The organism is Microbacterium excoecariae, assembly GCF_011326725.1.
GTDB lineage: Bacteria > Actinomycetota > Actinomycetes > Actinomycetales > Microbacteriaceae > Microbacterium > Microbacterium excoecariae.
This window is the reverse complement of record NZ_JAANCO010000001.1, coordinates 689,072-715,743: the sequence shown is the minus strand read 5'-3', so window position 1 is coordinate 715,743 and position 26,672 is coordinate 689,072. Positions and strand designations below refer to the sequence as shown.

Annotated in this window: 24 protein-coding genes; 5 read left to right on the top strand and 19 right to left on the bottom strand. The window is 72.4% G+C overall.

Features of this window, described 5'->3' with window-relative positions:
* Nucleotides 1-32: 32 nt before the first annotated feature.
* The 4 genes from G8E01_RS03175 to G8E01_RS03160 form a co-directional block, all read right to left on the bottom strand.
* The gene (locus tag G8E01_RS03175; RefSeq protein WP_166315760.1) at nt 33-3,221 is read right to left on the bottom strand and encodes an efflux RND transporter permease subunit; all 3,189 of its coding nucleotides are present in this window, start codon (nt 3,219-3,221) and stop codon (nt 33-35) included.
* 109 nt (nt 3,222-3,330) lie between these two features.
* Complete coding sequence (locus tag G8E01_RS03170) at nt 3,331-3,717, bottom strand: CrcB family protein (RefSeq protein WP_166315757.1); 387 nt, start codon at nt 3,715-3,717, stop codon at nt 3,331-3,333.
* Nucleotides 3,717-4,064 (bottom strand): CrcB family protein, encoded by a 348-nt coding sequence (locus G8E01_RS03165; protein WP_338100804.1) that lies wholly within the window; start codon nt 4,062-4,064, stop codon nt 3,717-3,719. The genes G8E01_RS03170 and G8E01_RS03165 overlap by 1 nt, the downstream gene beginning before the upstream one ends.
* Before the next feature lie 44 nt (nt 4,065-4,108).
* A complete protein-coding gene (locus tag G8E01_RS03160; RefSeq protein ID WP_166315754.1) occupies nt 4,109-4,642 on the bottom strand; it encodes a universal stress protein in 534 nt (177 codons plus the stop codon).
* 155 nt (nt 4,643-4,797) lie between these two features.
* Between G8E01_RS03160 and G8E01_RS03155 the strand changes: the two genes are divergently transcribed.
* Nucleotides 4,798-4,983: a DUF3073 domain-containing protein gene (locus G8E01_RS03155; RefSeq protein ID WP_166315751.1), complete on the top strand. Its 186-nt coding sequence runs from the start codon at nt 4,798-4,800 to the stop codon at nt 4,981-4,983.
* 93 nt (nt 4,984-5,076) lie between these two features.
* Here the strand turns inward: G8E01_RS03155 and G8E01_RS03150 are convergent, their stop codons facing one another.
* The 3 genes from G8E01_RS03150 to G8E01_RS03140 are packed head-to-tail and all read right to left on the bottom strand — an operon-like array spanning nt 5,077 to nt 7,826.
* Nucleotides 5,077-6,333: an MFS transporter gene (locus G8E01_RS03150; RefSeq protein WP_166315748.1), complete on the bottom strand. Its 1,257-nt coding sequence runs from the start codon at nt 6,331-6,333 to the stop codon at nt 5,077-5,079.
* Nucleotides 6,334-6,366: 33 nt separating this feature from the next.
* On the bottom strand, nt 6,367-6,966 hold the full coding sequence (locus G8E01_RS03145) for a PadR family transcriptional regulator (RefSeq protein ID WP_166315745.1): 600 nt from the start codon (nt 6,964-6,966) through the stop codon (nt 6,367-6,369).
* Nucleotides 6,966-7,826: a DUF4097 family beta strand repeat-containing protein gene (locus tag G8E01_RS03140; RefSeq protein WP_166315742.1), complete on the bottom strand. Its 861-nt coding sequence runs from the start codon at nt 7,824-7,826 to the stop codon at nt 6,966-6,968. Before G8E01_RS03140 ends, G8E01_RS03145 begins: the two co-directional genes overlap by 1 nt.
* 190 nt (nt 7,827-8,016) lie before the next feature.
* On the opposite strand from G8E01_RS03140, the gene G8E01_RS03135 reads away from it, so the two are divergent.
* Nucleotides 8,017-8,595, top strand: a complete 579-nt coding sequence (locus G8E01_RS03135; protein ID WP_166315739.1) for an HdeD family acid-resistance protein — start codon at nt 8,017-8,019, stop codon at nt 8,593-8,595.
* 56 nt (nt 8,596-8,651) lie between these two features.
* Here G8E01_RS03135 and G8E01_RS03130 read toward each other — a convergent pair whose 3' ends face one another.
* The 10 genes from G8E01_RS03130 to G8E01_RS03085 all read right to left on the bottom strand — a co-directional run bounded on the left by G8E01_RS03130 (nt 8,652) and on the right by G8E01_RS03085 (nt 19,134).
* Nucleotides 8,652-10,262, bottom strand: a complete 1,611-nt coding sequence (locus tag G8E01_RS03130; protein WP_166315736.1) for a dipeptide ABC transporter ATP-binding protein — start codon at nt 10,260-10,262, stop codon at nt 8,652-8,654.
* The gene (locus G8E01_RS03125; protein WP_155048623.1) at nt 10,259-11,071 is read right to left on the bottom strand and encodes an ABC transporter permease; all 813 of its coding nucleotides are present in this window, start codon (nt 11,069-11,071) and stop codon (nt 10,259-10,261) included. Before G8E01_RS03125 ends, G8E01_RS03130 begins: the two co-directional genes overlap by 4 nt.
* Complete coding sequence (locus tag G8E01_RS03120) at nt 11,068-12,132, bottom strand: ABC transporter permease subunit (protein ID WP_166315733.1); 1,065 nt, start codon at nt 12,130-12,132, stop codon at nt 11,068-11,070. Before G8E01_RS03120 ends, G8E01_RS03125 begins: the two co-directional genes overlap by 4 nt.
* Nucleotide 12,133: 1 nt before the next feature.
* Nucleotides 12,134-13,732 carry an ABC transporter substrate-binding protein gene (locus G8E01_RS03115; protein WP_166315730.1) on the bottom strand — a complete coding sequence of 533 codons (1,599 nt, stop codon included), beginning with the start codon at nt 13,730-13,732 and terminating at the stop codon, nt 12,134-12,136.
* Between the two features lie 55 nt (nt 13,733-13,787).
* Nucleotides 13,788-14,990 (bottom strand): metal-dependent hydrolase family protein, encoded by a 1,203-nt coding sequence (locus G8E01_RS03110; protein ID WP_166315727.1) that lies wholly within the window; start codon nt 14,988-14,990, stop codon nt 13,788-13,790.
* A 110-nt stretch (nt 14,991-15,100) separates the two neighbouring features.
* The gene (locus tag G8E01_RS03105; RefSeq protein WP_166315724.1) at nt 15,101-15,700 is read right to left on the bottom strand and encodes a helix-turn-helix domain-containing protein; all 600 of its coding nucleotides are present in this window, start codon (nt 15,698-15,700) and stop codon (nt 15,101-15,103) included.
* Between the two features lie 19 nt (nt 15,701-15,719).
* Complete coding sequence (gene purF, locus G8E01_RS03100; protein ID WP_205827209.1) at nt 15,720-17,192, bottom strand: amidophosphoribosyltransferase; 1,473 nt, start codon at nt 17,190-17,192, stop codon at nt 15,720-15,722.
* A 7-nt stretch (nt 17,193-17,199) separates the two neighbouring features.
* On the bottom strand, nt 17,200-18,333 hold the full coding sequence (gene purM / locus G8E01_RS03095; RefSeq protein ID WP_166315718.1) for a phosphoribosylformylglycinamidine cyclo-ligase: 1,134 nt from the start codon (nt 18,331-18,333) through the stop codon (nt 17,200-17,202).
* Nucleotides 18,334-18,359: 26 nt separating this feature from the next.
* Nucleotides 18,360-18,731 carry a potassium transporter Trk gene (locus tag G8E01_RS03090; protein WP_166315715.1) on the bottom strand — a complete coding sequence of 124 codons (372 nt, stop codon included), beginning with the start codon at nt 18,729-18,731 and terminating at the stop codon, nt 18,360-18,362.
* A 46-nt stretch (nt 18,732-18,777) separates the two neighbouring features.
* Nucleotides 18,778-19,134, bottom strand: a complete 357-nt coding sequence (locus G8E01_RS03085; RefSeq protein WP_166315712.1) for a sterol carrier family protein — start codon at nt 19,132-19,134, stop codon at nt 18,778-18,780.
* 99 nt (nt 19,135-19,233) lie between these two features.
* On the opposite strand from G8E01_RS03085, the gene purD reads away from it, so the two are divergent.
* Complete coding sequence (gene purD / locus G8E01_RS03080; RefSeq protein ID WP_166315709.1) at nt 19,234-20,499, top strand: phosphoribosylamine--glycine ligase; 1,266 nt, start codon at nt 19,234-19,236, stop codon at nt 20,497-20,499.
* Nucleotides 20,500-20,779: 280 nt separating this feature from the next.
* Here the strand turns inward: purD and G8E01_RS03075 are convergent, their stop codons facing one another.
* Complete coding sequence (locus tag G8E01_RS03075) at nt 20,780-21,268, bottom strand: hypothetical protein (protein ID WP_166315706.1); 489 nt, start codon at nt 21,266-21,268, stop codon at nt 20,780-20,782.
* 225 nt (nt 21,269-21,493) lie between these two features.
* Between G8E01_RS03075 and G8E01_RS03070 the strand changes: the two genes are divergently transcribed.
* Both G8E01_RS03070 and G8E01_RS03065 read left to right on the top strand, forming a co-directional pair.
* Nucleotides 21,494-22,375: a phosphoribosylaminoimidazolesuccinocarboxamide synthase gene (locus G8E01_RS03070; RefSeq protein ID WP_166315703.1), complete on the top strand. Its 882-nt coding sequence runs from the start codon at nt 21,494-21,496 to the stop codon at nt 22,373-22,375.
* A gap of 69 nt (nt 22,376-22,444) precedes the next feature.
* Nucleotides 22,445-23,401, top strand: a complete 957-nt coding sequence (locus G8E01_RS03065; protein ID WP_166315700.1) for a hypothetical protein — start codon at nt 22,445-22,447, stop codon at nt 23,399-23,401.
* A gap of 938 nt (nt 23,402-24,339) precedes the next feature.
* On the opposite strand, the gene G8E01_RS03060 is transcribed toward G8E01_RS03065, so the two are convergent.
* Nucleotides 24,340-26,607, bottom strand: a complete 2,268-nt coding sequence (locus G8E01_RS03060) for a glycoside hydrolase family 3 C-terminal domain-containing protein (protein WP_166315697.1) — start codon at nt 26,605-26,607, stop codon at nt 24,340-24,342.
* Between the last annotated feature and the right edge of the window lie 65 nt (nt 26,608-26,672).

The following is a 26,672-nucleotide window of genomic DNA, read 5'->3' as shown; positions in this document are numbered from 1 at the left end:
CGGAAGGGGACCGGGGCCGCGCTGGGCGGCGCTCAGTCCTCCCGGTGCGCGCGCCGCGAGCGGTAGACCGGGGCGTCGATCGTCGCGGCGGCAGCGCCGGCCGACTCCGCGTCCCGCGGCGCGCGGCGGGCGGCCCGCCGCTCCTTCGCGCCCTCGACGAGGTTGTAGAGCGTCGGGAGCACGATGAGCGTCAGGAAGGTCGACGACACGAGGCCGCCGATCACGACGATCGCGAGGGGCTGCGAGATGAAGCCCGAGTGGCCCGTGATCCCGAGCGCCATGGGCGTCAGCGCGAAGATCGTCGCGAGCGCCGTCATGAGGATCGGGCGCAGACGCATCGAGGATCCCGCCAGCGTCGCGTCGCGCGCCGAGAGGCCGTGATGCGACCGGTACTGGTTCACGAGGTCGACGAGCACGATCGCGTTCGTCACGACGATGCCGATGAGCATCAGCACGCCGATGAGGCTCGCGACGCCCAGCGGGACGCCCGTGATCACCTGGAGGAGGATCGCGCCCGTCGCCGCGAACGGCACCGACACGAGCAGCAGCAGCGGCTGCCGGAGCGACTTGAACGTCGCGACCATCACGATGTAGATGATGAGGATCGCGGCGAGCATCGCGAGCCCGAGCTGCGCGAACGCGTCCGCCTGGTCCTCCGCCACGCCCCCGATCGACGCCGTGGCGCCGTCCGGCAGCTCGACCGCATCGAGCGCCGCCTGCACCGAGACCGTCGCGGCGCTGAGGTCGTCGCTGGCCGGCGGGATCGTGATCGTGGCGGTGCGCAGGCCGCCGACCGTCGTGATGGACGACGGGCTCGTCGCCTCCTCGACCGTCGCGATGTCCTGCAGCTCGACGACGCCGGTCGCGGTCGGGATCTCGAGCTCGCGGAGCTCCCGCGCCGTGGCGGGCGGATCCTCGCGCGAGACGTAGATCGTGAGGGAGGCGTTGTCGATCTCGACGGATCCGGCCTCCTGTGACTGCATGGCGCCGTTCACGATCGCGCCGACCGCGGCCTCCGTGAGCCCCCGCTCCGCAGCGGCCTCGCGGTCCACCTCGACGGCGAGGTACGGCATCGACGCCGACAGGTTGTTCGAGATGGCCCCGAGGCCGTCGCGCCCGTCCAGCTCCGCGACGAGCGCGTCGGTCGCCGCGCGCAGGTCGTCGTCGTTCGCGGCCTCGACCTGCACCGTGATGTCGCTCGACGTGCCCATCGACTCGGCCGCCTGCACGGAGAGCTCGCCCGCGCCGTCCAGCCCGTCGAGGACCTCCTCGACGTCGGCCTGCACGGCCGCCTGGTCGGCGTCCTCGTTCGTCATGACCGAATAGGTGATACCCGCGCCGCCCGCGGACATCGCCATGAGCGAGTTGCCGCTGGATCCGATCGTCACCTGCACGCTCTCGATGCCGTCGATGCCCGCGATCGCGTCCTCGACCTGGCGCGCCGCCTCGTCCTGGGTCTCGAGGCTCGCCGTGTCGCCGACGTCCTGCGTGATCGTGAACGAGTTCTGGCCCGAGTCGCCGAGGAAGTTGATCTTCATGAGCGGCGCCATCGCGACCGTCGCCACCATGACGACGACGGCGAGCCCGAGCGTGACCCACGAGTGCTTCATCGTCCACGACAGGATCGGCGCGTAGGCCTTCTGCAGGCGCGACGGGGGCGCGTCCGGGTGCTCCGGGTCGATGCGCTCGCCGTTGTCGTCGAGCAGCGGCTTCCCCGGCCGCATGAACCAGTACGCGAGCACCGGGACGATCGTCAGCGCGACGAGCAGCGATGCGAGCATGGCGATCGTGACCGTCATGGCGAACGGGCGGAAGAGTTCTCCGACCATGTCGCCGACGAACGCGATCGGGAGGAAGACGGCGACCGTGGTGACCGTCGACGCCGTGATCGCGCCCGCGACCTCGCGCACGGCGAGCCGGATCGCGTCTCCCTTATCCGCGCCCTCGACGTAATGTCGCTTGATGTTTTCGATCACGACGATCGAGTCGTCGACGACGCGGCCGATCGAGATCGTCAGCGCGCCGAGGGTCAGCATGTTGAGCGAGTACCCGAAGGCCTGCATCCCGACGAACGCGATCAACACGCTCGTGGGGATCGAGATCGCCGTCACGAGCGTCGAGCGGATCGACAGGAGGAAGACGAGGATCACGAGGACCGCGAAGACGAGCCCGAGCACGCCCTCGACGGCGAGCGTCTCGATCGACTGCGTGATGAACGGCGCCTGGTCGAAGACGACCGTGAACTCCGCGCCCGGAATCTGGTCGCCGAGCTCGTCGAGCGCCGCGAGCACGCCGTCCGACACCTCGACGGTGTTGCCGTCCGGCAGCTTCGTCACGGAGATCGTGATGGCGTCCTCGCCGTCCACCCGCGAGATCGAGGACACGGGGTCGTCCTCGCGCTCGACCGACGCGACGTCGTCGAGCGTGTAGGCCTCCGGGGCCGTGACGGCGCCCGTGAGCGGATCCACCTGCGGCTCCGCGCTCGAGATGAGCGGCAGGGCGCGCAGGTCGTCGAGCGAGGTCAGCTTCACGCCGGTCTGGACCGTGAGCGTCTCGCCGTTCTCGGTAATCTCGCCGCCGGGGAAGAGCGTGCCGTTCTGTTCCAGAGCGTCCGTGATCGCCTGCCGCGTGAGTCCCGCGGCCTGCAGCGCCTCGGCGTCCGGGGTGATCGTCACGCGCTCGCCCGTCGCGCCAACGACCGACGCCGAGCTCACGCCGTCCACGTCCTCGATCGCGGGGATCGCGATCGCGTCGAGCTGATCCTCGACGGTCGCCTGGTCGTCGAAGCCCGACACGGCCACCTGGATGACGGGGAGCTCGTCGAGCGAGATCGCCACGACCTGCGGATCCACGTCGGCCGGCAGCTGTCCCGAGATGCGGCTGATGGCCTGCTGCATCTTCTGCTCGGCGGTCGCCATGTCGGTGCCGTAGTCGAACATCGCCTGGACGACCGCCATGTTCGTCGAGCTCGTCGCGCTCGTCGAGTCGAGCCCGGGCACCGCCTGGATCGCCTCCTCGATCGGCGTGGCGACGTCGGCCTCGACGACGTCCGGCGAGGCGCCCGGGTACGCGGCGGTCACGACGAGCGCCGGGAGCTCGACCGCGGGGATCAGCTCCTGCTTGAGGCTCGTGAGGGAGACGCCACCAAAGATGGCGGCGCAGATCGTGATCAGCGCGATGAGGGCGCGGTTCTTCAGGCTGAGAACGGCAAGATTCGACACAGAGGGATCCCCGGGGGTGCGGCGGCGCGGATGACGCCGGACACGGATCCGATACACGGATGTATCCAGCTCACCCAGTGTTCCACAGCGCGCGCGTCGCGCCAGCGGGTTATCCCCCGGTTCTCGCCCAGAGGAGCGCGGCGCCGGCGGCGAAGCCGACCGCCCCCGCCAGGCCGCAGGCGGCGAGCGTGCCCAGCGCGTTCCCCAGGGCGGCCCGATACCGCCGCTGTCGCCACATCTGGGCCGCGTCGACGGAGACCGTGCTGAAGGTCGTGAGCCCTCCCAGCAGGCCCGTGCCGACGATCGCCAGGGCGTCGGGCGCGATCAGGCGCCCCGCGGCGCCCGCGAGGAAGGCGAGGGCGAGGGATCCGCACACGTTCACGAGAAAGATCGGCCAGGGAAACCCGCCGGCCCGCCAGCGCCAGAGCGCGACGTCGGCGGCCCAGCGCAGGCCGGCGCCGAGGCCGCCCGCCGCCGCGATCGCCAGCGCGAGCATCACGCCCTCCTCCCGCGCGCCCACGCGGACCCCGCCGCGAGCCCGCCGAGGGCCGCGCCGACCGCCGCGAGCGAGGCGAGCGCGAGCCCCGCGTACGCCGCGACGGACCAGGCGCCCGCGAGCGGCAGCGCGCCCAGGAACGGGGCCAGCGCGCTGTACGACGTGAACCCGCCGAGCACGCCCGTCCCGCAGAAGGCGCGCCACCGGCCGCGGCCGCCCAGAGCCCCGGTCGCGAGGCCGAGGAGGGCGGATCCGCCGATGTTGATCGCCACGAGGACGAGGAGGGAGCCGCCGCTCGGCAGCAACACGAGGTGCCGCGCGAGCGCGCCGAGCGCGCCGCCCGCGATGACGAGGGGGAGCTGGACCCCGTCGATCGCGGGGCGCGCGGCGCTCAGTCCTCTTCCCAGATGTCCTTGTCGTCGGCGACCGGCTCCTCGACCGGAACGACGAGCAGCGGGCGGTGCTGGCGGTGCGACAGGCGCGCGGCGACGGATCCCGTGAAGAACTCGCGAAGCGACTCGCCGAAGCCGCGCTTGCGCGTGCCGAGCACGATCAGCGGCGCGTCGATCTTCTGCGCGAAGTGCTTGAGCGCGAGCGCGGGGTCGCCGACGAGCTGCGTCGTCGACCACTCGACCCCGGATCCCTCCAGGTGGCGGGCGACCTGCTCGGTCACGGCCGCGAGCTCCTCGGCGCCGGCGTCGACGTTGATATCGATGGGCGCCGTGTGCGGCACGCCGTCCGGATCCTCGTAGGTCACGAAGCGCGTGACGTCGACGTGGGCAATCACGAGCGGCACGCCCTGGAGCTTCGCGTAGCGCGCCGCCTCCGTGACGACGCGCGGGCTCTGATCCGGAATGATCGCTGCGATCACGGCCCCGCGCGGGGCCTCGACGGGCGTGGGGACGCCGTTCTGGGGGTCGGACATGAGCGCGTACCTCCTGCCTGTGGAGCCCGCGGTTCAGGCCCCGTGGTATCCTAGACCCTACTCTTTCCGGGGTATTTACCGGTGCCATGAAAGCTGTATCTGCACAGGGTTCGAGCAATCGCCCGCAGATCGACGTTGAAGGGGGTCGACGCGTTATGGGGCGTGGCCGTCAGAAGGCGAAGCACACCAAACTCGCTCGCGAGTTGAAGTCGTTCAGTCCCACCGTGGACTATTCGGCGCTGGAGCGCGAGCTCACGCATAACAACGACGACCAGTACGTCGACCGCTGGGCCGACATGTACCAGGACGAAGACGAGGACGACGAGCCCGCGAGGGTCTGACCACCGTTGTTCTCGCTTTGCGCGCCGTAGGCCTCGCCTACGGCGCGCGTCGCGTTTGTGGGGCGTATCGCCCGCCCATCGGGCCCGCGATACCTACGTGCGGGAGCGGCGGATCCGCGCGCTCAGGACGAGGAAGACGACGAGGCCGACCGCGAGCATCGCGAGCATCGGCAGGTAGGCGACGCGGAAGAGCGCCATCGTGTAGTCGTCGGGCGTCACCGCGCCCTGCGCCGTGAGCATGGCGCCCGTGAGCCAGATGATGAGGAGCGCGCCGGTGAATCCGCCGCTGTTCACCACGCCGTTCGCGCGCGCGGCGAGGTGGCCGGGGACGTAGTGCCGCGAGAGGTCGAAGGCGATCAGCGACGCGGGGCCGCCGAGCGCGGTGGCGACCGCGAGGATCCCCAGCACGAGCAGCGGCGTCGGCACCGGCCAGGTCAGCGCGATCGTCCACGCCACGATCTGGAACACCACGGATCCCGCGATGATCGCGCGCCGCAGCCGCGGGCGCCCCGCGGTCGCGCGGCCGAACACAGGGCCGGCGACCATCCCCACGAGCGGGATGACGAGCAGGTAGGCGCCGACGCCGCCGGCGTCGAGCCCCGCCCCGTGCTCCAGGAAGAGCGGCCCCCACGTCACGACGAACGCCGTGAACGCGGCGCTCGTGATGAGGTGGGTTGTGAAGGCCAGCCAGGTCCCGGGCTCGCGCAGGGCCTCGCCCGTGCCGCGGACGACGGATCCGAGGCTCTCGCCGTTCGCCGTGCGGGAGGGATCGCGCCCCATCAGGGCGAGGATGGCCCCCGCCGCCAGCGCGACCACTCCGGTGAAGGCCGCCATGACGGCGTAGCCGGCGGGCCAGCTGGCCGCCGCCACGAGCCACACGAGGGGCGTGGCCGTGACGACCATGCCGAAGTTTCCGACGACACCGATCATCTGCGTGCCGGTCGAGATCCACGCGGGGCGAAGGGACACGGCCGTGAGCCGCACCGCCGACGGGAAGATCATGGCGTCGCCGAGCCCCGCGAACGCGCGAGCGACGAGCAGCGCCGCGAACGTCTCGCCGAAGCCGATGAGGAGCTGGCTGCCCGCGACGATCACGAGGCCGGACAGGAGCACGGCGCGCGCGCCCAGCCGGTCGATCAGCATGCCGACGGGGATCTGCACGCCCGCGTAGACGAGGAGCTGCAGGATCCCGAAGGTCGCGAGGTTGTCGCTCGTCAGGTCGAACCGGTCGCTCGCGATCGCGCCGGTCGCGGACAGGGACGTCCGCGACATGATGGCGGCGAGGTACGCGACGCACCCGACGACCCAGACGGCGATCCGCAGCCAGGGGCGCAGGGTCGGGGTCGTCATCTCCCCTCGATCCTACGCCCCCGCGTGGGGCGCTCAGCGGCCGAGCGCGGCGCGGGCCCGGGCGACGACCCCGTCGAGATCACGCTGGAGCGCGTCGACGAGCTCAGGGGCGAGCGCCCCGCCGCGGGCGACGTGCGTGCGCAGGTCCGCGCGGAGGGTGGCGCGGAAGGTGGACAGCGCCGCCTCCGCCCGCGCCTGCTGGGCGCGCGCGGCGCCGCGGGGATCCGCCGCCGGGGGCTCGTCGTCCGCGGGCGCCGCGCCGGCCGCCGCGAGCTCCGCGCGGAGGCTCTTCATCGCCTCGCGCACGTTCTGCCGCACGCCGTCGGCGATGATCCGCACCGAGTCGGAGAGCCCGTCCTGGATCCCCGCGATCTCCTCCGCGCGGCCGCTCACCTCGGCACGGCCCGCGTCGGTGATGGCGTAGACGGCCGTCCGGCCGTCCTGCGTCTTCGTGACGAGCCCCTCCTCCTCGAGCTTCGCGAGCCGCGGATAGATCGTGCCCGCGCTGGGGGTGTAGGTGCCGCCCGTGCGCTCCGACAGCGCCTGCATGATGCCGTACCCGTGCAGGGGGCGCTCCTCGAGGAGGGCCAGCAGGTACAGGCGCAGATCACCGTGGCTGAACACGGCCGCCATCACGCGCGCTCCCCCGCCTGGTTCGGCCACTCCACCTCGGTGTCGACCGGCTCGGGCGGCGCGCCGCCTCCGCGACGCAGCACCGAGACGTCGCCGCCGACGGAGTTGACCCGCACGTCGGCGAACATGCCCGAGAGCACGCCCGCGCGGCCCGCGTAGTTGCGGGACCGCGACGACCCGTCGACCTGCACCCGCCCGCTGAGCGTGTGCACGGTGTACGCCGCGGGGTAGTCGTCGTCGAGCCGGATCGTCGTGGATCCGGACACGGAGTTCACCTGTGCCTCGCGCAGCTCCCCCTCGGCGTCGAGGAGCACGGAGCCGGAGACCGTGTTGACGTCGGCCGTCGTCACGGCGCCGGCGACCGCGACGTCGCCCGAGACCATGTCGGTGGAGAACGCCCCCGAAAGGCCACGCACCTGGATGTCGGCCGAGACCGCGTGCGTGTGGAGGTCCCCCACCAGGCCGTCCACGAGCACGTCGCCCGAGACCGTGTTGATCGTCGCGCCCGCCGCGAGCCCCGCCACGAGGGCGGACGCGGACACGACGCCGAGCGAGAGCGCGACGGCCCGGGGCACCGCGACGCTGATCTCGGCGCGCGGGCCGGACGCGCCGAGGCGCCCGAACGTCGTGAGGAAGTTGTCCCAGCGCAGCTGGGGGTGGTCGATCTCGAGCTCGGCGCCCGACATCTCGATGCGCAGCTCCTTCGCCGCCACGCCGTGCACCTCGATGCGCGTGTGCTCCTCGTCGTGCCCGACGATGTCGATCTGCCCGCCCACGAGCGCCGCCTTCAGGCGCGTCACGCCCGCGACGTCGATGACGCGCGTCTCGCCCGGCTGAATGATCCATTTCTCTTCGGCCATCGCCTGCTCCCCTGTTCCCCGCTACGGCGGATCCGATCGAGATATATCTCGTTCGGAGCCATTAAAACACGATGTATCGCGTTTCGCCAGGCGTGGCCGTCCCCGGCGGCGCGCGGCCCGCGGGATATTGGTGGGAGCGCGGCCGCGGTAGTGTCGGCGATGTCCGCATCACTCGCGCCTAGGAGGCCGCATGTCCACCGATGTTCGTCCCGAGTTCAGCGTGCGCCGCAGCCTGCGCGCCATCATCCTCGTCGGGGCCATCCTCTCCCTGCTGTTCGGCATCGCGGTGCTCGTGTGGCCCATGAAGTCGGCCGAGGCCGTCACGATCCTCCTCGCCGTCTACGCGATCATCGGCGGGCTGCTGAACCTCGGCAGCGGCATCTTCGTGAAGGGCACGCCGGGTTGGACGCGCGCGGGCCTCATCGTGCTCGGCCTCGTGTTCCTCGCCGCCGGCATCCTGGCGTTCGGCAACCTCGGCTCGACGACCCTCATCCTCGCCGTCATCTTCACGACGTTCCTCGGCATCGCGTGGATCGTGGACGGCATCGTCTCGCTCACGACGCTCAGCAGCGCGCAGAGCGCGTGGCCCGGCGGCGAGAAGGCGCACAAGGGCTGGACGATCGCGTTCGCGATCATCAGCATCATCGCCGGCGTCTTCGTCATCATCTCGCCGCTCATGACGGCGATCTGGCTGTGGATCTTCATCGGCGCCGCGCTCATCGTGTTCGGCATCACGGGCATCATCCGCGCCGCGACGCTCGAGAAGTAACGCCGCGCAGACGGATCCCCGGGCGCCCTCGCGGGAGTGCCCGGGGTTCCGCGCGTTTAGCCGACCGCGCCGGGGACGGCCTCGAGCAGCTCGCGCGTGTACGCGCTCTGCGGCCGCGCGAGCACCTCGTCGGCGGGCCCCTGCTCGACGACGCGCCCCTCGCGCATGACGACGACGTGGTCGGCGATCTGGCGGACCACGCCGAGGTCGTGCGTGATGAACAGGTAGCTCAGGCCGAGCTCGGCCTGCAGGTCGACGAGGACCTGCAGGATCTGCGTCTGGACCGACACGTCCAGGGCCGAGACCGGCTCGTCGAGGACGATCACCTCGGGGTGCAGCGCGAGCGCCCGCGCGATCGCGACGCGCTGGCGCTGGCCGCCGGACAGCTCGCCGGGCAGGCGCGTGGCCATCTCCTGCGGCAGGCGCACGGCGTCCAGCAGCTCGGCGACCCGGCGGCGCCGGTCCGCGGATCCGCCGACGCGGAATGCGCGAAGCGGCTCCGCGATCAGGCGCGCGACCGTCATGCGCGGATCTAGGCTGCCGAAGGGGTTCTGGTACACGACCTGCACGCTGCGCCGCAGCTCCCGCAGCTCGGCCCCGCGGATCCGCGACACGTCGCGCCCCCGGAAGCGCACGCGCCCCTCGTCCACGCCGGAGATGCGCGCCATCATGCGGGCCGTCGTCGTCTTGCCGGATCCGGACTCCCCCACGAGCGCGACCGTGCGCCCCGCCGGCACCTGGATCGAGACGTCGTCCACCGCGCGGAACGTCGCGCCGTCGCGGGCGAAGGACTTCCCCAGCCCGTCCGCCTCGAGGATCGCGAAGCCCTCCTGGCGGTCGGCGTGCGCGCCGATCGTCCGCGGGCGGAGGCGCTCGCTCGTGAGGCCGGGCGCCGCCTGGACGAGCTCGCGCGTGTAGTCCGTGCGCGGGGCGCCGAGCACCTCCGCGGTCGCGCCGCGGTCCACGACGAGCCCGCCCTGCATCACCACGGTCTGCGCCGCGCGATCGCTCGCGACGCCGAGATCGTGCGTGACGAGCAGGACGCCCGTGCCGCGGTCCGACGCGAGCTCGGAGATCTGGTCGAGGATCCGGCGCTGCACGGTCACGTCCAGCGCGCTCGTCGGCTCGTCGGCGACCACCAGTTGCGGGTCGCACGCCCACGCCATCCCGATGAGCACGCGCTGCTTCATGCCGCCCGAGAGCTCGTGCGGGTACTGGCGGGCGCGCGCCTCCGGATCCGGGATCCCCACGTCGCCGAGGATCTCCACGGCGCGCCGCGCGGCGTCCTGCCGGTTCATCCCGAGGTGCAGGCGCAGGGACTCGGCGATCTGCTCCCCGAGGCGCATGACGGGGTTGAGGGAGGTGTTCGGGTCCTGCGGCACGAAGCCGATGCCGCGCCCGCGGATCCCGCGCATCGCCCGCTCGGGCAGGCGCGCGAGGTCGCGGCCGCCGAAGGTGACGGATCCGCCCGTGATCCGGCCGTTCTCGGCGAGGCGCCGCACGACGGCCTGCGAGACCGTGCTCTTGCCGGATCCCGACTCGCCCACCAGGGCGACGACCTCGCCGCGCGAGACGTCGAGGTCGACGCCGTGGACGACCTCCGTCAGGTGCCGGCCGCGCCGGTAGGCGACCTCGAGGCCGCGCACGCTGAGGATCGACGCGCTCATCGGTCTCCTCCGATGACTCGAGCCAGCCGCGTCATCGAGAGCACGACGGCGACGATCACGGCCCCGGGCAGGACCGTGAGCCACCAGGCGGTGGCGAGGTAGTCGCGCCCGTCGCTCACGAGCGCGCCCCACTCGGGCGTCGGGGGCTGGACCCCGAAGCCGAGGAAGCTGATCGTCGAGACCGACAGGATCGCGGTGCCGACCTCGAGCGCCGCCATCGCCAGGACGGGGCGGATCGCGTTCGGCAGGATGTGGCGGAAGAGCGTCGCCAGGGGGCGGACGCCGAGCGTCGCGGCGGCCTCGACATACTCCGTGCCGCGCACCGTGAGCACCTGCGCGCGCATGACGCGCGCGAAGCTGCCCGCGGCGCCGAGCCCGACGCCGAGGGCGATGCTCCAGGGCCCGAAGCCGAGGGTGGCGACGACGATGAGGGCGAGGAGGATGCCCGGCACGGCGATGAGGACGTCGACGAAGCGCATCACGACGAACGCGATCGCGGTGCCGACGCGACCGCGCAGGGCGCCCGCGACGAGGCCCACGAGCGTTCCCGCGACGCCGCCCACGACGACGGCGCAGGTCGCGGCCGCAAGCGACAGGAACGCCCCGTGCACGACGCGCGTGTACACGTCGCGCCCGAGCGAGTCGGTGCCGAAGGGGTGCGCCGCGCTTGGCGCGAGGAGGCGGTCGGCGGGCTCGCCCGCGAGCGGATCCCCGGGGGCCAGGAGGCCCGGCCACAGCGCCATGACGAGCGCGACGAGAACGATCGCGAGCGCAACGAGCGACGCGGGACGGGTGAGTCGGGCGATCATCGCGGATCCCCTTCCTGCCAGGTCGCGGCGGCTTCCTCGGGGAGCGCGGGCGCGGGGGCGAGAGCCGGGGCGGGCGCGGATCCGGACCGCGGCCGCAGGCGCGGGTCGAGGAGCGGATAGGACACGTCGACGAGCAGCGCCGCGGCGGCATAGATCACGGCGATGACGATGATGACGCCCTGGATGACGTTGACGTCGCGCGCCTGCACGGCGGCGACGACGATGCGCCCGATGCCGTCGCGCGAGAACACCGTTTCGACGACGGCCGTGCCGCCCGCGAGGTACCCGATGAGCAGGCCGATACTCGTCACCGACGGCAGGGCGGCGTTCGGCAGGATGTGACGGCCAAAGACTGCGAGGCGCGAGAGGCCCTTGACGTCGGCCGTGAAGACGAACCCGCTCGCCTCGGCCTCGCGGATGGCGGCCTGGAAGACCTGGAAGAAGATCGCGCCGACCGGCAGCGCGAGGGTCACGGCGGGGAGGATCACGCTCGCCCCGGAGCGCGCGCCCGAGGCGGGCAGCCAGCCGAGCGTGAAGGAGAACACGCTGATGAGCACGAGCCCCGTCACGAAGGCGGGGATCGCGACGCCGAGCGGCGGCAGCTGGATCAGCAGGTCGCGGAGCCAGCGCCACGGCGAGACGTAGGCGAGGAAGCCGACCAGGACGGAGAAGGACACGCCGATGACGAGCGCGAGGCCGGCGATCGCCAGGGTCCCGGGCACGACGTCGACGATCATCTGGCCGACGGGCCGGCCCGTCGCGAGCGACGTGCCGAGGTCTCCGGAGAGAAGGCCGGCGAGCTGCGAGAGGTACTGCTCGAACAGACCGCCCGCGAGCCCCGCCTCCTCGCGCAGCTGCGCGAGCTGCTCAGGATCCACCGTCGTCGCGTCGCCCGACTGCACCGCGAGCGCCGCGAGGACGGGATCGCCCGGGAGCACGCGGATGAGGAGGAAGGTCACCGTGTAGGTGGCCCACACGACGAACGCGAACTGCAGCAGCTGCAGCCCGAGGCGGCGGGCCGCGGCGACGCCGCGACCCGCCCGGAGACCTGCGGACGCCACGTCAGCCGAGCGTGACGTCGTACAGGTGGAAGCGCGAGGCCGAGTCGAACGCGAAGCCCGAGACCTCCGGCTGCGACGCGTGCAGCTGGTAGACCTCGAGGATCGGGAAGAGGTACCCGCGCTCGATGATCATCGTCTGCGCCTCGTCGAGGAGCGCCTGGCGCTCGTCGTCGTTCGCGGCCGAGGCCTGCTCCTCGAGCACGCCCTCGAGCTCGGCGTCGTCGAGGACGGCCCAGTGCGAGGAGTTCGACTGCTGGAACATCGTCGCGAGCGCGTCCGGCCCCGTGCGCGTCAGCGCGGCGAACAGGACGTCGTAGGAGCCCTCCGCGATCGCGCCGAAGAACCCGCCGGCGTCCGTGAAGTTGATCTGCATGTCGACGCCGATCTCCGTGAGCTGGAGCTGGATGAGCTCCATCATCTCCTGCTCGTAGAAGCCGGTCGCGGTGAACTCGAGGCGCTGGCCGTCCTTCTCGCGGATCCCGTCGTCGCCGAGCTCCCAGCCCGCGTCCTCGAGGATCCGGGCGGCCTCCTCGGGGTCGTACGCCATGAGGTCAGCCTGGCTCGTGTAGCCCGACGTGCCGCTGGAGAGCGCGCTGGTCGGCTCGTTGCCGTCGGCGTAGCCCATGGTCTCGTTGATCTCGGCGCGGTCGATGCCGATGCGGAGAGCGTCGCGCACGGCGTCGTCGGCGAGGACCTCGTTCGTGAGGTTCGGGATGAGGCTCGTCGGGATGCCGGGGTTCGCCTTCGCGTAGACCGGGAAGCCCTCCTCGGAGATGCGGGGCTCATCGATCTCGGGCAGCTCGCCGATCATGTCGAACTCGCCCGACTGCAGCCCGCCGACGCGGACGCTGGCCTCGGTCACGACGGCGAACTCGACGCGGTCGAGATACGCGTCGCCCGTGTGCTCGCGCAGCTCCGACGCCCAGTCGTAACCCTCGCGGCGGTCCATCGTGACCTCGGTGTTGGGCGAGTACGTGTCGTAGACGAACGGGCCCGTTCCGATGACGCCGTCCTGGCAGCGCTCATCGACGCCGAGCGTCGTCGTGTCCTCCGAGACGATCCCGAGGCTCATGGTGCTCGCGCCCTGAAGGAACGCGGCGTTGGGGGCGTCGAAGGAGACCGTGAAGGTGCGGTCGTCGACGATCTCGGTGCCCGCGTACCCAGCGAGGTAGGCGCCGCCGAGGGAGGCGGTGGATCCGTCGGCTGCCATCTCGACGATCGAGTCGAAGTTCGCCGCCACGACCTCGCTCGTGAGGTCGGATCCGTCGCTGAAGGTGACGCCCTCGCGGAGCGTGAAGTCGAACGCGGTCAGGTCCTCGTTCGCGGAGAAGTCCTCGGCGAGCCACGGGACGATCTCGCCGGTCTCCGGGTCCTGGTCCACGAGGGAGTCCACGACCTGGCGGCCGATGTACAGCGCCTGGGTCACGGTCGGCTGCTGCGGGTCGATGCAGGTCGGGTCGGTCTCGACGGCGTAGACGAGCGTGCCGCCGTCCGCGGTGTCGGAGCCGGTGTCGGCGGAGGAACAGCCGGCGAGGAGGGCGGCGATCCCGACCGTTGCGGTCAGGGCGAGCCCGGTGCGTCGGGGGCGAAGTGTGCTCACGGGGGGGCCTTTCGAGGGGCGTGCTACGGGGGATGCTGTGTGGGGCGCTACGGGTTTAGCGCGGGAGGGATCCGGACACGACGCGGCCGCGGGAGACGACGGCGACGATCCGGGCGGGGTCCAGGTGGGAGATGTCCTCCCACGGGCGGCCATCGAGGACGACGAAGTCGGCCCCGTAGCCGGGCGCGAGGCGCCCGATCTGGTCGGCCATGCCGATCGCGCGCGCGGCGTCGCTCGTGGCGGACACGAGCGCCCGCTGGGCGTCCCAGCCGAAGGAGCGCGCCATGAGGCGCACCTCCTCGTGCTGGTCGCCGAACGCAACCATGACGCCGTTCGCGTCGGTGCCGAGCACGAAGCGCACGCCCGCGGCGGAGGCGCCAGCGAAGTTCGCGTCGCGCTCCTCGACGACGGCCTGGGCCTTGCCGCGGGCCTCGTCGCCCACGTCGATCGTGCCGTCGGCCAGGCGGTCGTTGATGAGGAGCGTGGGCGCGACGGGGATGTCGCGCTCGAGGACGACGGGCCACAGCGAGGCGTCGAGGCCCGTGCCGTGCTCGATCGAGTCGACGCCGAGCTCGAGCGCGCGGCGCGCGCTGACGTTGTCGTGGCTGTGCGCGGCCACCGGCATCGCCAGGGCGTGCGCCTCGTCGACCGTCGCTCGGATCTCGTCGTCGGTCTGGTTGCGCCAACCGACCCTGTCGCCCATCGACAGGACGCCGCCCGAGGCGTAGATCTTGATGCCGTGCGCGCCCTGCCTGGCCCACTCGCGCACGAGGCGGCGGCACGCGTCCGGGCTGTCGGCGGTGGGGGCGCGGTGCGGGTAGTGCGGCGGCGTGAACAGGTCGCCGTGCCCCGCCGTCATGCCGACCTGGCCGTGCACGCGCACGCGCGGGCCGACCTGGACGCCGTCCTCGAACACCCGCGCGACGGCGAGCTGGAGCGCGTCGCCCGCCAGGTCGCGGACCGTCGTCACGCCCGCGCGCATGGCGCGCTGGGCCTGCGCGGCGATGTGGAAGACGCGCTCGACGTCGGGGGTGACGAGCGACCACGCGGAGTTCCACTGCTCGCGCCCGGGGCCGGCGTACCCGCCGAGGTGCACGTGCGTGTCGATGAGCCCGGGGATGACGGCGTACCGCGGCGTCTCGGCCGAAGTCTCTGACGCGACCTCCGTGATCCGGTCCCCGTCCCAGGAGATCCGGCCCGCGGGCAGGGCGTGCTCGCCGTCCCAGAGGGCGACGCGGTCGAGTGAGGTGGTCGGCATGGGGCTCCCGGATCGGCGAGTGCGGAACTCGCACAATGTTGCCAGATAGGCAATGTCTTGCCTGAGGTTAAACCGCTTGTGTTACGGGCTCGTGACACGCCCGACCGGGGCTAGGTGGCGGTCGGGTTGATCGACAGGAAGCGGGCCGGGTGCTCGACGGTCTCGACCGGGCCGTGCGGCGCCGCGGCGTCAAGGAGGATCGAGTCGCCCGCGCGGAGGACGTACTCGTCCTCGCCGTGCGCGAACCGCATCGCGCCGGTGAGCATGAGCAGGAACTCGGCGCCGACGTGCTCGTACATCGGCAGGTCGTCCAGCTCCGGGTTCAGCTCGACGATCACGGGCTCCAGCGAGGATCCGCCCGTCGGCAGGACGTTCCCGAGGCTCTCGTAGCGGTGCCCGAGCTTGGACCCGGCGCGCACCGACTCGACGCCCTGACCGTTCTTGACGACGACCGCCTGGTAGGACGCGCCGCTCGACCGAAACAGCGCGTCCACCGCGACGCCGAGCGCCCCCGCGAGGCGCGAGATCGTACCGAGCGATGGGGAGGTCGAGGCCGACTCGATGCGCGAGACCATGGCCGCGGACACGCCGGAGGTCGCCGCGAGCTCCGCGGCCGTCATCCCCGCGAGCAGCCGATAGTGGCGCACGCGCCCGCCGACGACGCGTTCGAGGTCGGGGCCGTCGGGCTTGTCCTGGTGCGGATCCGTCATGCGCCGCCGCCCGCCGCCGTCACGAGCCCTGGGTCTCGGCGACCCACTCGAGGTACTCGGGCGAGACCGTTCCGGTCACGTAGCGCCCGTCGAAGCAGCTCATGTCGAGGTCGTCGAGCACCGTGCCGCCGGCCGCGCACCCCTCGACGATGGCCTCCTTGAGGTCGTCGATCTCCTGGTACACGAGGTGGTCGGCGCCGAGCTCGTCGCGGACCTCGGGAATCGTCCGGCCGTGCGCGATGAGCTCCGTCGCCGACGGCATGTTGATGCCGTACACGTGCGGGAATCGCACGGGCGGCGCCGCCGAGGCGAACGACACGCTCGCCGCGCCCGCATCGCGGGCCATCTGGATGATCTGCCGGCTGGTGGTTCCGCGCACGATCGAGTCGTCGATGAGCAGCACCTTCTTGCCGCGGAATTCCATCGACATCGTGTTCAGCTTCTGGCGCACGCTCTTTTTGCGCGCGGCCTGGCCCGGCATGATGAACGTCCGGCCGACGTAGCGGTTCTTGTAGAACCCCTCGCGGTACTCGATGCCGAGCACGCGCGCGACCTCCATCGCCGCGGGCCGCGCCGAGTCGGGGATCGGCATCACGACGTCGATCTCGTCGGCGGGGATGTGGCGCGCGATCGTCGCCGCGAGCTTCTCCCCCATCCGCAGGCGCGACTCGTAGATGCTCACGCCGTTCATCACCGAGTCCGGTCGCGCGAGATAGACGTACTCGAAAGAGCAGGGCGCCAGCTGCGGATCCTCCGCGCACTGCTGGCTGAACATCTCGCCGTCGTTTGCGATGAACACGGCCTCGCCCGGCGCGATCTCGCGCACGACCTCGTAGTCGGCGTTCTCGAGCACGAGGGACTCGCTCGTGACGACCCACTCGTCGCCACCCTCGCCGTCGCGGCGCCCGAGGATGAGCGGGCGGATCCCGAACGGATCCCGGAACGCGAGCAGGCCGTATCCCGCGATGAACGCGATCACGGCGTAGGCGCCCTCGATCCGGCGGTGCGTGCGCGCGACCGCCTGGAAGATGCGGTCGGCGTCGAGGTCGACGGGGCTCGTCGTCGCCTGCAGCTCGCTCGCGAGCACGTTGAGCAGGAGCTCGGTGTCGCTCGACGAGTTCAGGTGGCGCCGGTCGCGCCGCTCCATGTCGAGGGCGAGCTCGCGGGTGTTCGTGAGGTTGCCGTTGTGGATGAGCGTGATGCCGTAGGGCGCGTTGACATAGAAGGGCTGGGCCTCCTCCTCGCTCGAGGCGGTGCCCTTCGTGGCGTAGCGCACGTGGCCGAGACCGACGTTGCCGAGGAGCGAACGCATGTCGCGCGTGCGGAAGGCCTCGCGCACCATGCCCTTGTTCTTCGCCATGTGCATGACGCCGTTCGCCTCGGTCGTGGCGATCCCCGTGGCGTCCTGGCCCCGGTGCTGCAGGAGGAGCAGCGCGTCGTAGATGTCCTGGTTCACATGGCCGCGACCGACCATTCCGACGATGCCGCACATAAGGGGGTTACTTCGCTCCGTCCGCGTACGCGCCGACGAGGCGGACGGCGCCGCCGTCGACCCCCTTGGCGCCCTGCTCGAAATCGCCCGCGGGCGCATCGCCCGACCGCACGACCGCCGCCTGCCAGGCGTCGATCCCGCTCGCCGCGAGCGCCGCCGTCGCGCGGTCGACGGCCTCGGGTGCCACGACCGCGAAGAAGCCGATGCCGAGGTTCCACGTACCCTCGCTCGAGACCAGGGAGGTCCCCGCGATGTCGTTCAGCACCCGGAACACCGGGCTCGGCGACCACGTGGCGCGATCGACCTCGGCCCAGGTGCCCTTCGGCAGCACGCGCGCGAGGTTCGCGGCGATGCCGCCTCCGGTGACGTGGCTCAGGGAATGCAGGCCGGATCCCAGCTCATCCGCGAGCGACAGGAGCGGCGCGGTGTAGAGGCGGGTCGGCTCGAGGAGCGCCTCGCCCCAGGTCGCGCTGAGGTCGGCGGCGCGGTCGGCGTAGCCGATCCCCGCCTCGCGCAGGATGTGGCGCACGAGCGAGAAGCCATTCGAGTGCAGGCCGCTCGAGGCGAGGGCGAGGACCGCGTCGCCGGGCTGCACGAGGTGGGCGCCGAGCATCGCGTCGGCCTCGACGACGCCCGTCGCCGCGCCGGCCACGTCGTAGTCGTCCGGCCCGAGAAGTCCGGGGTGCTCGGCTGTCTCGCCGCCCACGAGCGCCGTGCCCGTCGCGGCGCACGCGTCCGCGATGCCGCGCACGATGTCGGCGATGCGCTCCGGCACGACCTTGCCGCACGCGATGTAGTCCGTCATGAACAGCGGCTTCGCGCCGACGACCACGATGTCGTCGACGACCATGCCGACGAGGTCCTGACCGATCGTGTCGTGCTTGTCGATGGCCTGCGCGATCGCGACCTTCGTGCCGACGCCGTCCGTGCTGGAGGCGAGGAGGGGGCGGCGGTACGCCGTCAGGACGCTGGCATCGAACATGCCCGCGAATCCGCCGACGCCGCCGAGGACCTCGGGGCCGTGCGTCGCGCGCACGGACGACTTCATCAGCTCGACGGCGCGGTCGCCAGCCGCCGTGTCGACGCCGGCCTCGGAATAGGTGGACCGGTGCGCCTCAGCGGGCGAGGTGGGGTCTGTCACGACTACCAGGGTAGTGGCTCGGCGGGTCAGCCCTCGTCGACCATGTCGACCGTGACGGTCGCCTGCCGGACGTGGCGCGACGCGATCCGATCGAGGATCAGCGCCACGATCATCATGAGCGCGATGCCGGCCGGGACGCACCACAGGAGGATGAACCCAAACGCCTGCGTCTGCGAGTAGGAGACCTCGGTGAACGGGCTCTGCTCCGTCGTACCGTCGAAGGCGGTCGCGAGGATCACGGCGGCGAGGATCCCCAGCGCCACGCCGAGCGCCGTGAAGACGCCGTACTTGGGGGATCGCCGCACGCCCACTCGCGACTGCGGCGTGTGCGTCACGCGGGGCGCGCGCACGTTCGGATCGACCTCGCTGTCGGGGCGTGCATCGTGGATCCCAGCCATGGCTTCATTCAATCACCGGAATGCTGGGAGGGGTCGGGGCATTCCCTCACCACCTGACGGGAAGCAGGTGCGAAATGTCGGCACGCGTGCCGGACGCGGAGATGCGCCCGGCGGCCCAGGCCGCGGCCCAGGTCTCGCGGCCCGTCGCGAGCGCCACCCAGGTGGCCGGATCCGTCTCCACGACGTTCGGCGGCGTGCCCCGGGTGTGCGCCGGGCCGTCCACGACCTGCACGGCGCCGAACGGGGGCACGCGCACCTCGACGCTCTTTCCGGGGGCGCGCTCCTCCAGCAGCTGGAGGAGATAGCGCACGGCCGTCGCGAGGTCCGTGCGGGCGGGGGCGTCCTGGGCGGCGACGACGTCCAGCGCGGCGCGGCCGGTCGCCATGTCGATCTTTCGGGGCATGACGCCATCCTGCCCCGTCGCCCGTCGCCCGTCGCCCCGCGGGCCCGCGGGCGGATGGCGCGAATCGACGCCGCGGCCCGGGCGCCCTACCCTGGAGGCGTGAAGATCCTCGTCCTGGGCTCCGGTGCCCGAGAGCACGCCATCGTCCTCGCCCTCGCGTCCGAGCCCGAGCACCACGAGCTCCTCGCGGCCCCGGGCAACGCGGGGATCGCCCGCGACGCGCGCATCGTTGAGGTCGACATGCTCGACCCGCAGGGCGTGACGCAGTTCGCGAAGGCCGAGGCCGTCGACCTCGTCGTCGTCGGGCCCGAGGCGCCGCTGGTCGCGGGCGTCGCGGACGAGCTCCGCGCGCACGGGATCCCCGTGTTCGGGCCCGGCAAGCGCGCCGCGCAGCTCGAGGGATCCAAGGCGTTTGCGAAGCGGATCATGGAGCAGGCCGGCGTGCCGACCGGCCGGGCCGTGCATGCGCGCACGGCCGCGGACGTCGCCGCCGCGCTCGACGACTTCGGCGCCCCCTACGTCGTCAAGGCCGACGGCCTCGCCGCCGGGAAGGGCGTCATCGTCACGGAGGACCGCGACGCGGCCCTCGCCCACGCGGCGGAGTACCTGCCCCAGGGATCCGTGCTCGTCGAGGAGTTCCTCACGGGCCCCGAGGTCTCGCTGTTCTTCCTCAGCGACGGCGACACCGTGCGCGCGCTCGCCCCGGCGCAGGACTTCAAGCGTGCGCTCGAAGGCGACGCCGGGCCCAACACGGGCGGCATGGGCGCGTACTCCCCGCTCACCTGGCTCGGCGAGCGCTTCGGGAGCATTGAGGCCTTCGTCCAGGAGGTCACAGACACGGTCGCGCTGCCGGTCGTCCGCGAGCTCGACCGCGACGGGTCGCCGTTCATCGGCCTGCTGTACGCGGGGCTCATCCTCACGCCCGCGGGCGTGCGCGTCATCGAGTTCAACGCCCGGTTCGGCGACCCCGAGACCCAGATCGTCCTGCCGCGGCTCGCCACGCCGCTGTCGACGCTCCTCATGGCGGCGGCCGACGGCACGCTCGAGGAGCAGCCGGATCCGGAGTTCCGCGACGAAGCGGCCGTGACCGTCGTGCTCGCGAGCGAGGGGTATCCGGCCTCGCCCCGCACGGGCCGCGCGATCGAGGGGCTCGAGGAGGCCGAGGCGGTCGAGGGCGTGCATATCGCGCACGCCGCGACGGCTCGGCAGGGAGACGCGCTGATCGCCACGGGCGGGCGCGTTCTGAACGTCGTCGCGACGGGCGCGACCTTCGCGGAGGCCCGGAGCCGCGCGTACGAGGCGATGGGCCGGATCCGCCTCGAGGGCGCCCACTTCCGTACGGACATCGCCGCGGCCGTCGCGTAGGCCGCGCGGCCGGCGCGGCTCGGGGGCGCCCCGGGCGGCGGGCGCGGTTCACGCTGCGCCCGGCGCCGGCCCGGGCGACGAGCGCGGTTCAGGCAGCGCCTCGCGACTGCGCGGGTGACGGACCGCGCGGCGAGCACCGTTCAGGCTGGGCTCCGCGACGACCCGGGTGACGCGCGCGGTTCACGCAGCGCCTCGCGACTGCGCGGGTGACGCGCGCGGTTCACGCAGCGCCTCGCGACCGCCGGGCGACGGACGACGGACGACGGACGACGGACACAGTTCACGCCGCGCCCGGCGCCGGCCCGGCATCGGGCCGCTGCGTCGGGCCGCCCTCCCCCGCGCGCCGCGCGCGGCGGCGGTGGAGAAACGCCGTCGCGACCGGGACGGCGAGCGAGACGAGCGCCGCCCCGAACGACCAGACGACGAGGACGACCGCGATGAGCGCGAGCATGTCGCCGGCGCTGCCCTCGAGCGCGACGAAGGCGATCAGCGCAAGCGCGCCGCCGACGGCGAGCAGGCTCGCGAACCCCACCCGCGTGCGGAACGGCGGCAGCGCCAGGCGGAGCAGGATGGCCGCACCGATGGTCGCGCCGAGCGACATGACCCAGATGACGGGCAGGAAGAAGATCCCGGCGCCCACGATGCCGAGGACGAGCTCGGGCGCGACGATGAGGGCCATGGGGCCGAGCGGGAATCCGACGAACCAGTAGACGGCGGCCTGCAGCCACGACATGTCGGGCGGCCGGGTGGGAGTGGTGGGAGTGGTCATGCGGGGACGCTATCCGGCCCGTGCTCGGGCGTGTCCACCCCCGATTTCGACCTGTGGATAACTGCCGCACGAGGTCCGCGCGGTGCGACCCCCGTTCCGGGATCCGCCTCTCGTTCGCGGGAGACGACGCGGTCGCTGTGTGTGGATCCGCCCGCGCCCCGCGCCGGGATCCCTGCGCGCCGCCCGCCGCAACGGGATGTCGGGGGTGCCCGCCATAATGGACGCATGAGCAGCGCGCCCGAGATCACCGGCTGGAAGCACGTCTATTCGGGGAAGGTCCGCGACCTGTACGCACCCGAGGGCGGCGCGGACGGCCGGATGCTCGTCGTCGCGAGCGACCGGGTGAGCGCGTTCGATCACGTCCTGGAGCCCGGCATCGCGGGCAAGGGGGCGCTGCTGACGACGCTGAGCGCCTGGTGGTTCGATCAGCTCGCGGGCGCGGACGGCGGCCCCGCCGTCCCGAACCACCTCACGGGCGAGAGCGCGCCGGCCGGCGTTGCCGACCGCGCGATGGTCGTCCAATCGCTCGACATGCTGCCGATCGAGTGCGTCGTGCGCGGGTACCTGACCGGATCCGGGTGGGCCGAGTATCAGGCATCGGGGACAGTGTGCGGCCTGCCGCTGCCCGAGGGGCTCCACAACGGCGACCGGCTTCCCGAGCCGATCTACACCCCCGCGTACAAGGCGCCGCTCGGCGAGCACGACGAGAACATCTCCTTCGAGAAGTCGGCCGAGCTCGTGGGCGAGGCACGCGCGGCCGAGCTGCGCGACGCCTCCCTCGCGATCTACGCGCGTGCCGCCCGCGCCGCCGAGGCGCGCGGCCTCATCCTCGCCGACACGAAGTTCGAGTTCGGCACCGACGCCGATGGCGTCCTGCGCCTCGCCGACGAGGTGCTCACGAGCGACTCCTCGCGCTACTGGGATCTCGCCGCGTGGGAGAACGGCGCGACGCCCGCCGAACGCATGGCGAGCTTTGACAAGCAGATCGTGCGCGACTGGCTCGCCGCGAACTGGGACAAGACGGGCACGCCGCCCGAGCTGCCGGCGCACATCGTGGACCAGACGCGCGAGCGCTATCGCGAGCTTCTGGAGCGCATGACGCGCTGACCCTCGCGGTCGGATCCGACCCTGTGGATAACTCCGCGCAGGGTTGGGGCTCAGTGGCACCGTGTGGGTATGACGCCGCGCCTTCCGCTCCCGCCCGACCTCCCCGAGGCGTTCCACGTCGGCTCCGCGCGGGCCGAGGGGGTCGGTCGGGGACGGCTCCGCGGATCCGACCTCGCCCGCCCATTCCACGGCGTCCGCGCGCTGGCGCCTGCGGCCGTCGCGCCCGCGGATCCGGATCCGGATCCGGCGACGGCACGCGTCGCGCGGCTCGCCCACGCCTACGCGCCGCTCCTGGGAGCGGATCGGTTCATCAGCCACGGATCCGCCGCCGCACTCTGGGGCGCGCCCGTTCCGCTCCACGGATCCGACCTGGATGTCGCGGTTTTCGGCGACGGCGCCGTCCCGCGCGGACGCGGCGTGCGGGGGCATCGCGTGCGCGCGGGATGGGCGACGCTCCGCGACGTCGACGGACTTCCGGCGACGTCCCCCGCCTCCACCTGGGCCATGCTCGGGCACCTCGGCGTCGCCGATCTTGTCGCCGTCGGTGACTACTTCTGCCGCGTCTGGCGCGCCGGCCACCGCCGCCCCACGCCCGGCCGGGCGCCGCTGACCACGCCCGCGCAGCTCGAATCCGCCCTCGACGTGGGCCGCCGGGTCGGCGCCGCGCGCCTTCGAGAGGCGCTCGCGCACATCCGCGTCGACTCCTGGTCGCCGCGCGAATCGCTGACGCGCTACCTGCTCGTGAGCGCGGGGCTCCCGGAGCCGGAGTTGAACGTCGACATCTATGCGAGCGACGGCGCGTTTCTCGCCTGCCTCGATATGGCGTACCCGGCCTGGAAGTTCGCGATCGAGTACCACGGTGCGCTCCACGCCGCGCAGTTCGCGCACGACGTGGAGCGGGTCGAGCGCCTCCGCGCGGAGCGGTGGCTCGTGCTGCAGGTCACCGCGGAGCTCGTCGCCCGCCCCGGCCGGCTCGCCGACCGGGTCCGCGCCGCGCTCCGAGAACGGCACGCGCCCGGCGTGTAGCTGGGGCGCGGGGGCGTGCGCGGGCAGGTCGCGCACATGCACGCCGCTGCGCCGGGGTGAGGTGCACATGGGCGATCCGAACCGCGCGCGGGCAAGCCAGGTCGCTCAAATGCACGTCGAAGCGGCGCGGGACGGTGCATACGCGCGATACGAACGGCGGCGGGCGCGGCCAAGTCGCGCACACGCACGCCGCCGGGCCGGGATGAGGTGCATACGGGCGATTCCAGCGGATACGGGGGCAGCCACGTCGCTCATATGCACGCCGCTGTGCCGAGGCGAGATGCATATGGGCGATCCCAGCGGATGCAGGGGCGGCCACGTCGCTCATACGCACGCCGCTGCGCCGAGGCGAGATGCATATGGGCGATCCCAGCGGGTGCAGGGGCGGCCAGGTCGCGCATATGCACGTTCAACCGGCACGGGGACGGTGCATACGCGCGATCCGAACGAGGGCGCGGGCGGCCACGTCGCGCAATTGCACGCCGCGGGGCCGGGGCGAGATGCATATGCGCGATACGAACGGCGGCGGGGACGGCCAGGTCGCGCATATGCACGCCGAAGCGGCGCGGGACGGTGCTTATGCGCGATACGGACCGGGGCGGGCGCGGCCAGGTCGCGCATATGCACGTCTTGGGGCCGGGATGAGATGCATATGGGCGATCCCAGCGGGTGCAGGGGCGGCCACGTCGCTCAAATGCACGCCGCGGGGCCGGGGCGAGATGCATACGCGCGATACGAACGGCGGCGGGGACGGCCAGGTCGCGCATATGCATGTTCAACCGGGCGGGACGGTGCATACGCGCGATACGAGCGGGGGCGGGCGCAGCCAGGTCGCGCACACGCACGCCGCGGGGCCGGGTGAGGTGCATATGCGCGATCCCAGCGGACGCCAGCGCGCCCCGCCCTCCGAGCGGAGGGCGGGGCGCACTGGGGCGGGGTTACTTACCCGCGGCGAGGATCTTCTCGACGGTTTCGGCGGGCATGCCGAAGCTCACGAGGCGCCCGAGCGGCATGGCCTCGCCCATCGCGGAGGGCTCGCCGTCGATGAGCATCATCTCGCCGAACGGAGATCCGGCGAACAGCTCGCGCGCGACGGGCGCGGCGGCCGGGTGCGCGAAGACGTCGCCGATCGAGGAGTCGCGCGTGACCGGGATGACCAGCTCGTCGCCCGCCAGCTCGGTCTCGGCCGCGCCGCGCAGGTCGCGGCTCGACGCGCCCACCTCGACGCGGTAGGTGCCGGGCTCGACCACCCACGCGTCCGTGCGGGTCTCCCAGTAGGCGAGGTCGCGGCGGCGGATCGCCAGCTCGACGCGGGCCGTCTCGCCCGCGGCGAGCTCGACGCTCTGGAACGCCTTGAGCTCGCGCGGGGCGCGTTCCACCGTCGTCCCCGGGACCGACACGTACGCCTGCACGACCTCGCGGCCGGCGACGGATCCGGTGTTCGTCACGTCGAGCGCGACGGCGAGGCCGCCGTCCTCGGTCGCGGTCACCGTGGGCTCGCCGTAGGAGAACGTCGTGTAGGACAGGCCGTGCCCGAAGGGGAACGCGACGTCGATCGCGCGGGCGTCGTACCAGCGGTACCCGACGTAGATGCCCTCGCCGTAGCGGACGTGCTGGTGCTGGCCCGGGAACGAGGTGAACGCGGGGGTGTCCTCGATGCGGAACGGGAAGGTCTCCGCGAGACGGCCCGACGGGTTCACCTCGCCGAAGAGCACGTCGGCCGTTCCGGCGCCGCCCGCCTGGCCGAGGAGCCACGTCTCGAGGATCGCGGGCACGCGGTCGGCGAACGGCAGCGCCACGACGCCGCCGTTGGAGAGCACGACCACCACGCGGGGGTTCGCCTCGGCCACCGCGTCGAGCAGCGCCAGCTGCTCGGCCGGGAGCTCGATGTGCGTGCGGTCGAAGCCCTCCGACTCGTCCTCGTCCGGCAGGCCGAGGAAGACGACCGCCACGTCGGCGGCCGCGGCCTTCTCGGCCGCCTCGGCGCGCAGGCCCGCGAGCACGTCCTCGGCCGGCTTCTCGGCCTTGCGGCCGCTCATGCCGATGCCCTCGGGCGCCTCGGGCAGCACGTACCCGGCGGCATAGGTCACGTCAGCGGCGACCTGGCGGATGCTGTCGAGCGCGACGTCGACGCGGGTCGGGTTGATGTGGCTGGAGCCGCCGCCCTGGAAGCGCGGCTTCTCGGCGAACTCGCCGATGACGGCGATCTTCTGGGAGGGCTGAAGCGGCAGAGTCTGGTCGTCGTTCTTGAGGAGGACGATCGAGCGCGCCGCGGCCTCGCGCGCGAGCGCGTGGTGGGCGTCGACGTCGAGCGCGCCGGCGACCGCCGCGCGCTCGGTGGCGCGACGGATCAGCTGAAGCACGCGCGCCGCGCTGCGGTCGAGGGCGGCCTCGTCGAGCGATCCGTTGCGGACGGCGTCGACGAGCTGGCGGTCCGTCATCCCGCCCGAGGACGGCATCTCGAGGTCCATGCCCGCGCGGATCCCCGCGGTGCGCACGTTCGAGGCGCCCCAGTCGGAGACGACGAGGCCCTCGAAGCCCCACTCCTCGCGCAGGACCTGAGTGAGGAGGAACGGATCCTCCGACGCGTAGACCCCGTTGACGCGGTTGTACGAGCACATCACCGTCCAGGGCTGCTCGTCCTCGACGACGCCCTGGAACGCGCGCAGGTAGATCTCGCGCAGCGGGCGCGGGTCCACGTCGCTGGACACGCGCATCCGGTCGGTCTCCTGGTTGTTCGCCGCGAAGTGCTTGAGCGACGTGCCGACGCCCTGGCTCTGGATGCCGCGCACGACCCCGGAGCCCATGTCGGAGGCGAGGATCGGATCCTCGGAGAAGTACTCGAAGTTGCGCCCGCAGAGGACGGAGCGCTTGATGTTCACGCCCGGGCCGAGGACGACCGCGACGTCCTCGATCGCGGCCTCGCGGCCGATCGCGGCGCCGACGCGGGCGGCGAGCTCCGGATCCCAGGACGCGCCGAGGCCGACGGCCGGCGGGAAGCACGTCGCCGGAACGCTCTCGTTGAGGCCGAGGTGGTCGCTCTCGCCCGCCTGCTTGCGGAGGCCGTGCGGGCCGTCCGTCACCATGATGCTCGGGACGTTCAGGCGCTCGACGGCCTTCAGCCGCCAGAAGTCGAGTCCGCTCGTGAGGGCGGCCTTCTCCTCCAGCGTGAGCTGCGAGACGTCAGGGAAATCGTTCGTAGACATGACTCTCCATCGGGTCGGGTGGGGTTCTCGAAAACCGTATGTCGTTAGGCTTTGAATCTCAAGCC

Coding starts and splice junctions, on each gene's coding strand:
- G8E01_RS03170 (WP_166315757.1), bottom strand. CDS start 3,717: ATGCTCGCGCTGGCGATCGCGGCGGCGGGCGGCCTCGGCGCCGGCCTG.
- G8E01_RS03160 (WP_166315754.1), bottom strand. CDS start 4,642: ATGTCCGACCCCCAGAACGGCGTCCCCACGCCCGTCGAGGCCCCGCGC.
- G8E01_RS03155 (WP_166315751.1), top strand. CDS start 4,798: ATGGGGCGTGGCCGTCAGAAGGCGAAGCACACCAAACTCGCTCGCGAG.
- G8E01_RS03150 (WP_166315748.1), bottom strand. CDS start 6,333: ATGACGACCCCGACCCTGCGCCCCTGGCTGCGGATCGCCGTCTGGGTC.
- G8E01_RS03145 (WP_166315745.1), bottom strand. CDS start 6,966: ATGGCGGCCGTGTTCAGCCACGGTGATCTGCGCCTGTACCTGCTGGCC.
- G8E01_RS03140 (WP_166315742.1), bottom strand. CDS start 7,826: ATGGCCGAAGAGAAATGGATCATTCAGCCGGGCGAGACGCGCGTCATC.
- G8E01_RS03135 (WP_166315739.1), top strand. CDS start 8,017: ATGTCCACCGATGTTCGTCCCGAGTTCAGCGTGCGCCGCAGCCTGCGC.
- G8E01_RS03130 (WP_166315736.1), bottom strand. CDS start 10,262: ATGAGCGCGTCGATCCTCAGCGTGCGCGGCCTCGAGGTCGCCTACCGG.
- G8E01_RS03125 (WP_155048623.1), bottom strand. CDS start 11,071: ATGATCGCCCGACTCACCCGTCCCGCGTCGCTCGTTGCGCTCGCGATC.
- G8E01_RS03110 (WP_166315727.1), bottom strand. CDS start 14,990: ATGCCGACCACCTCACTCGACCGCGTCGCCCTCTGGGACGGCGAGCAC.
- G8E01_RS03105 (WP_166315724.1), bottom strand. CDS start 15,700: ATGACGGATCCGCACCAGGACAAGCCCGACGGCCCCGACCTCGAACGC.
- purF (WP_205827209.1), bottom strand. CDS start 17,192: ATGTGCGGCATCGTCGGAATGGTCGGTCGCGGCCATGTGAACCAGGAC.
- G8E01_RS03090 (WP_166315715.1), bottom strand. CDS start 18,731: ATGGCTGGGATCCACGATGCACGCCCCGACAGCGAGGTCGATCCGAAC.
- G8E01_RS03085 (WP_166315712.1), bottom strand. CDS start 19,134: ATGCCCCGAAAGATCGACATGGCGACCGGCCGCGCCGCGCTGGACGTC.
- G8E01_RS03075 (WP_166315706.1), bottom strand. CDS start 21,268: ATGACCACTCCCACCACTCCCACCCGGCCGCCCGACATGTCGTGGCTG.
- G8E01_RS03070 (WP_166315703.1), top strand. CDS start 21,494: ATGAGCAGCGCGCCCGAGATCACCGGCTGGAAGCACGTCTATTCGGGG.
- G8E01_RS03065 (WP_166315700.1), top strand. CDS start 22,445: ATGACGCCGCGCCTTCCGCTCCCGCCCGACCTCCCCGAGGCGTTCCAC.
- G8E01_RS03060 (WP_166315697.1), bottom strand. CDS start 26,607: ATGTCTACGAACGATTTCCCTGACGTCTCGCAGCTCACGCTGGAGGAG.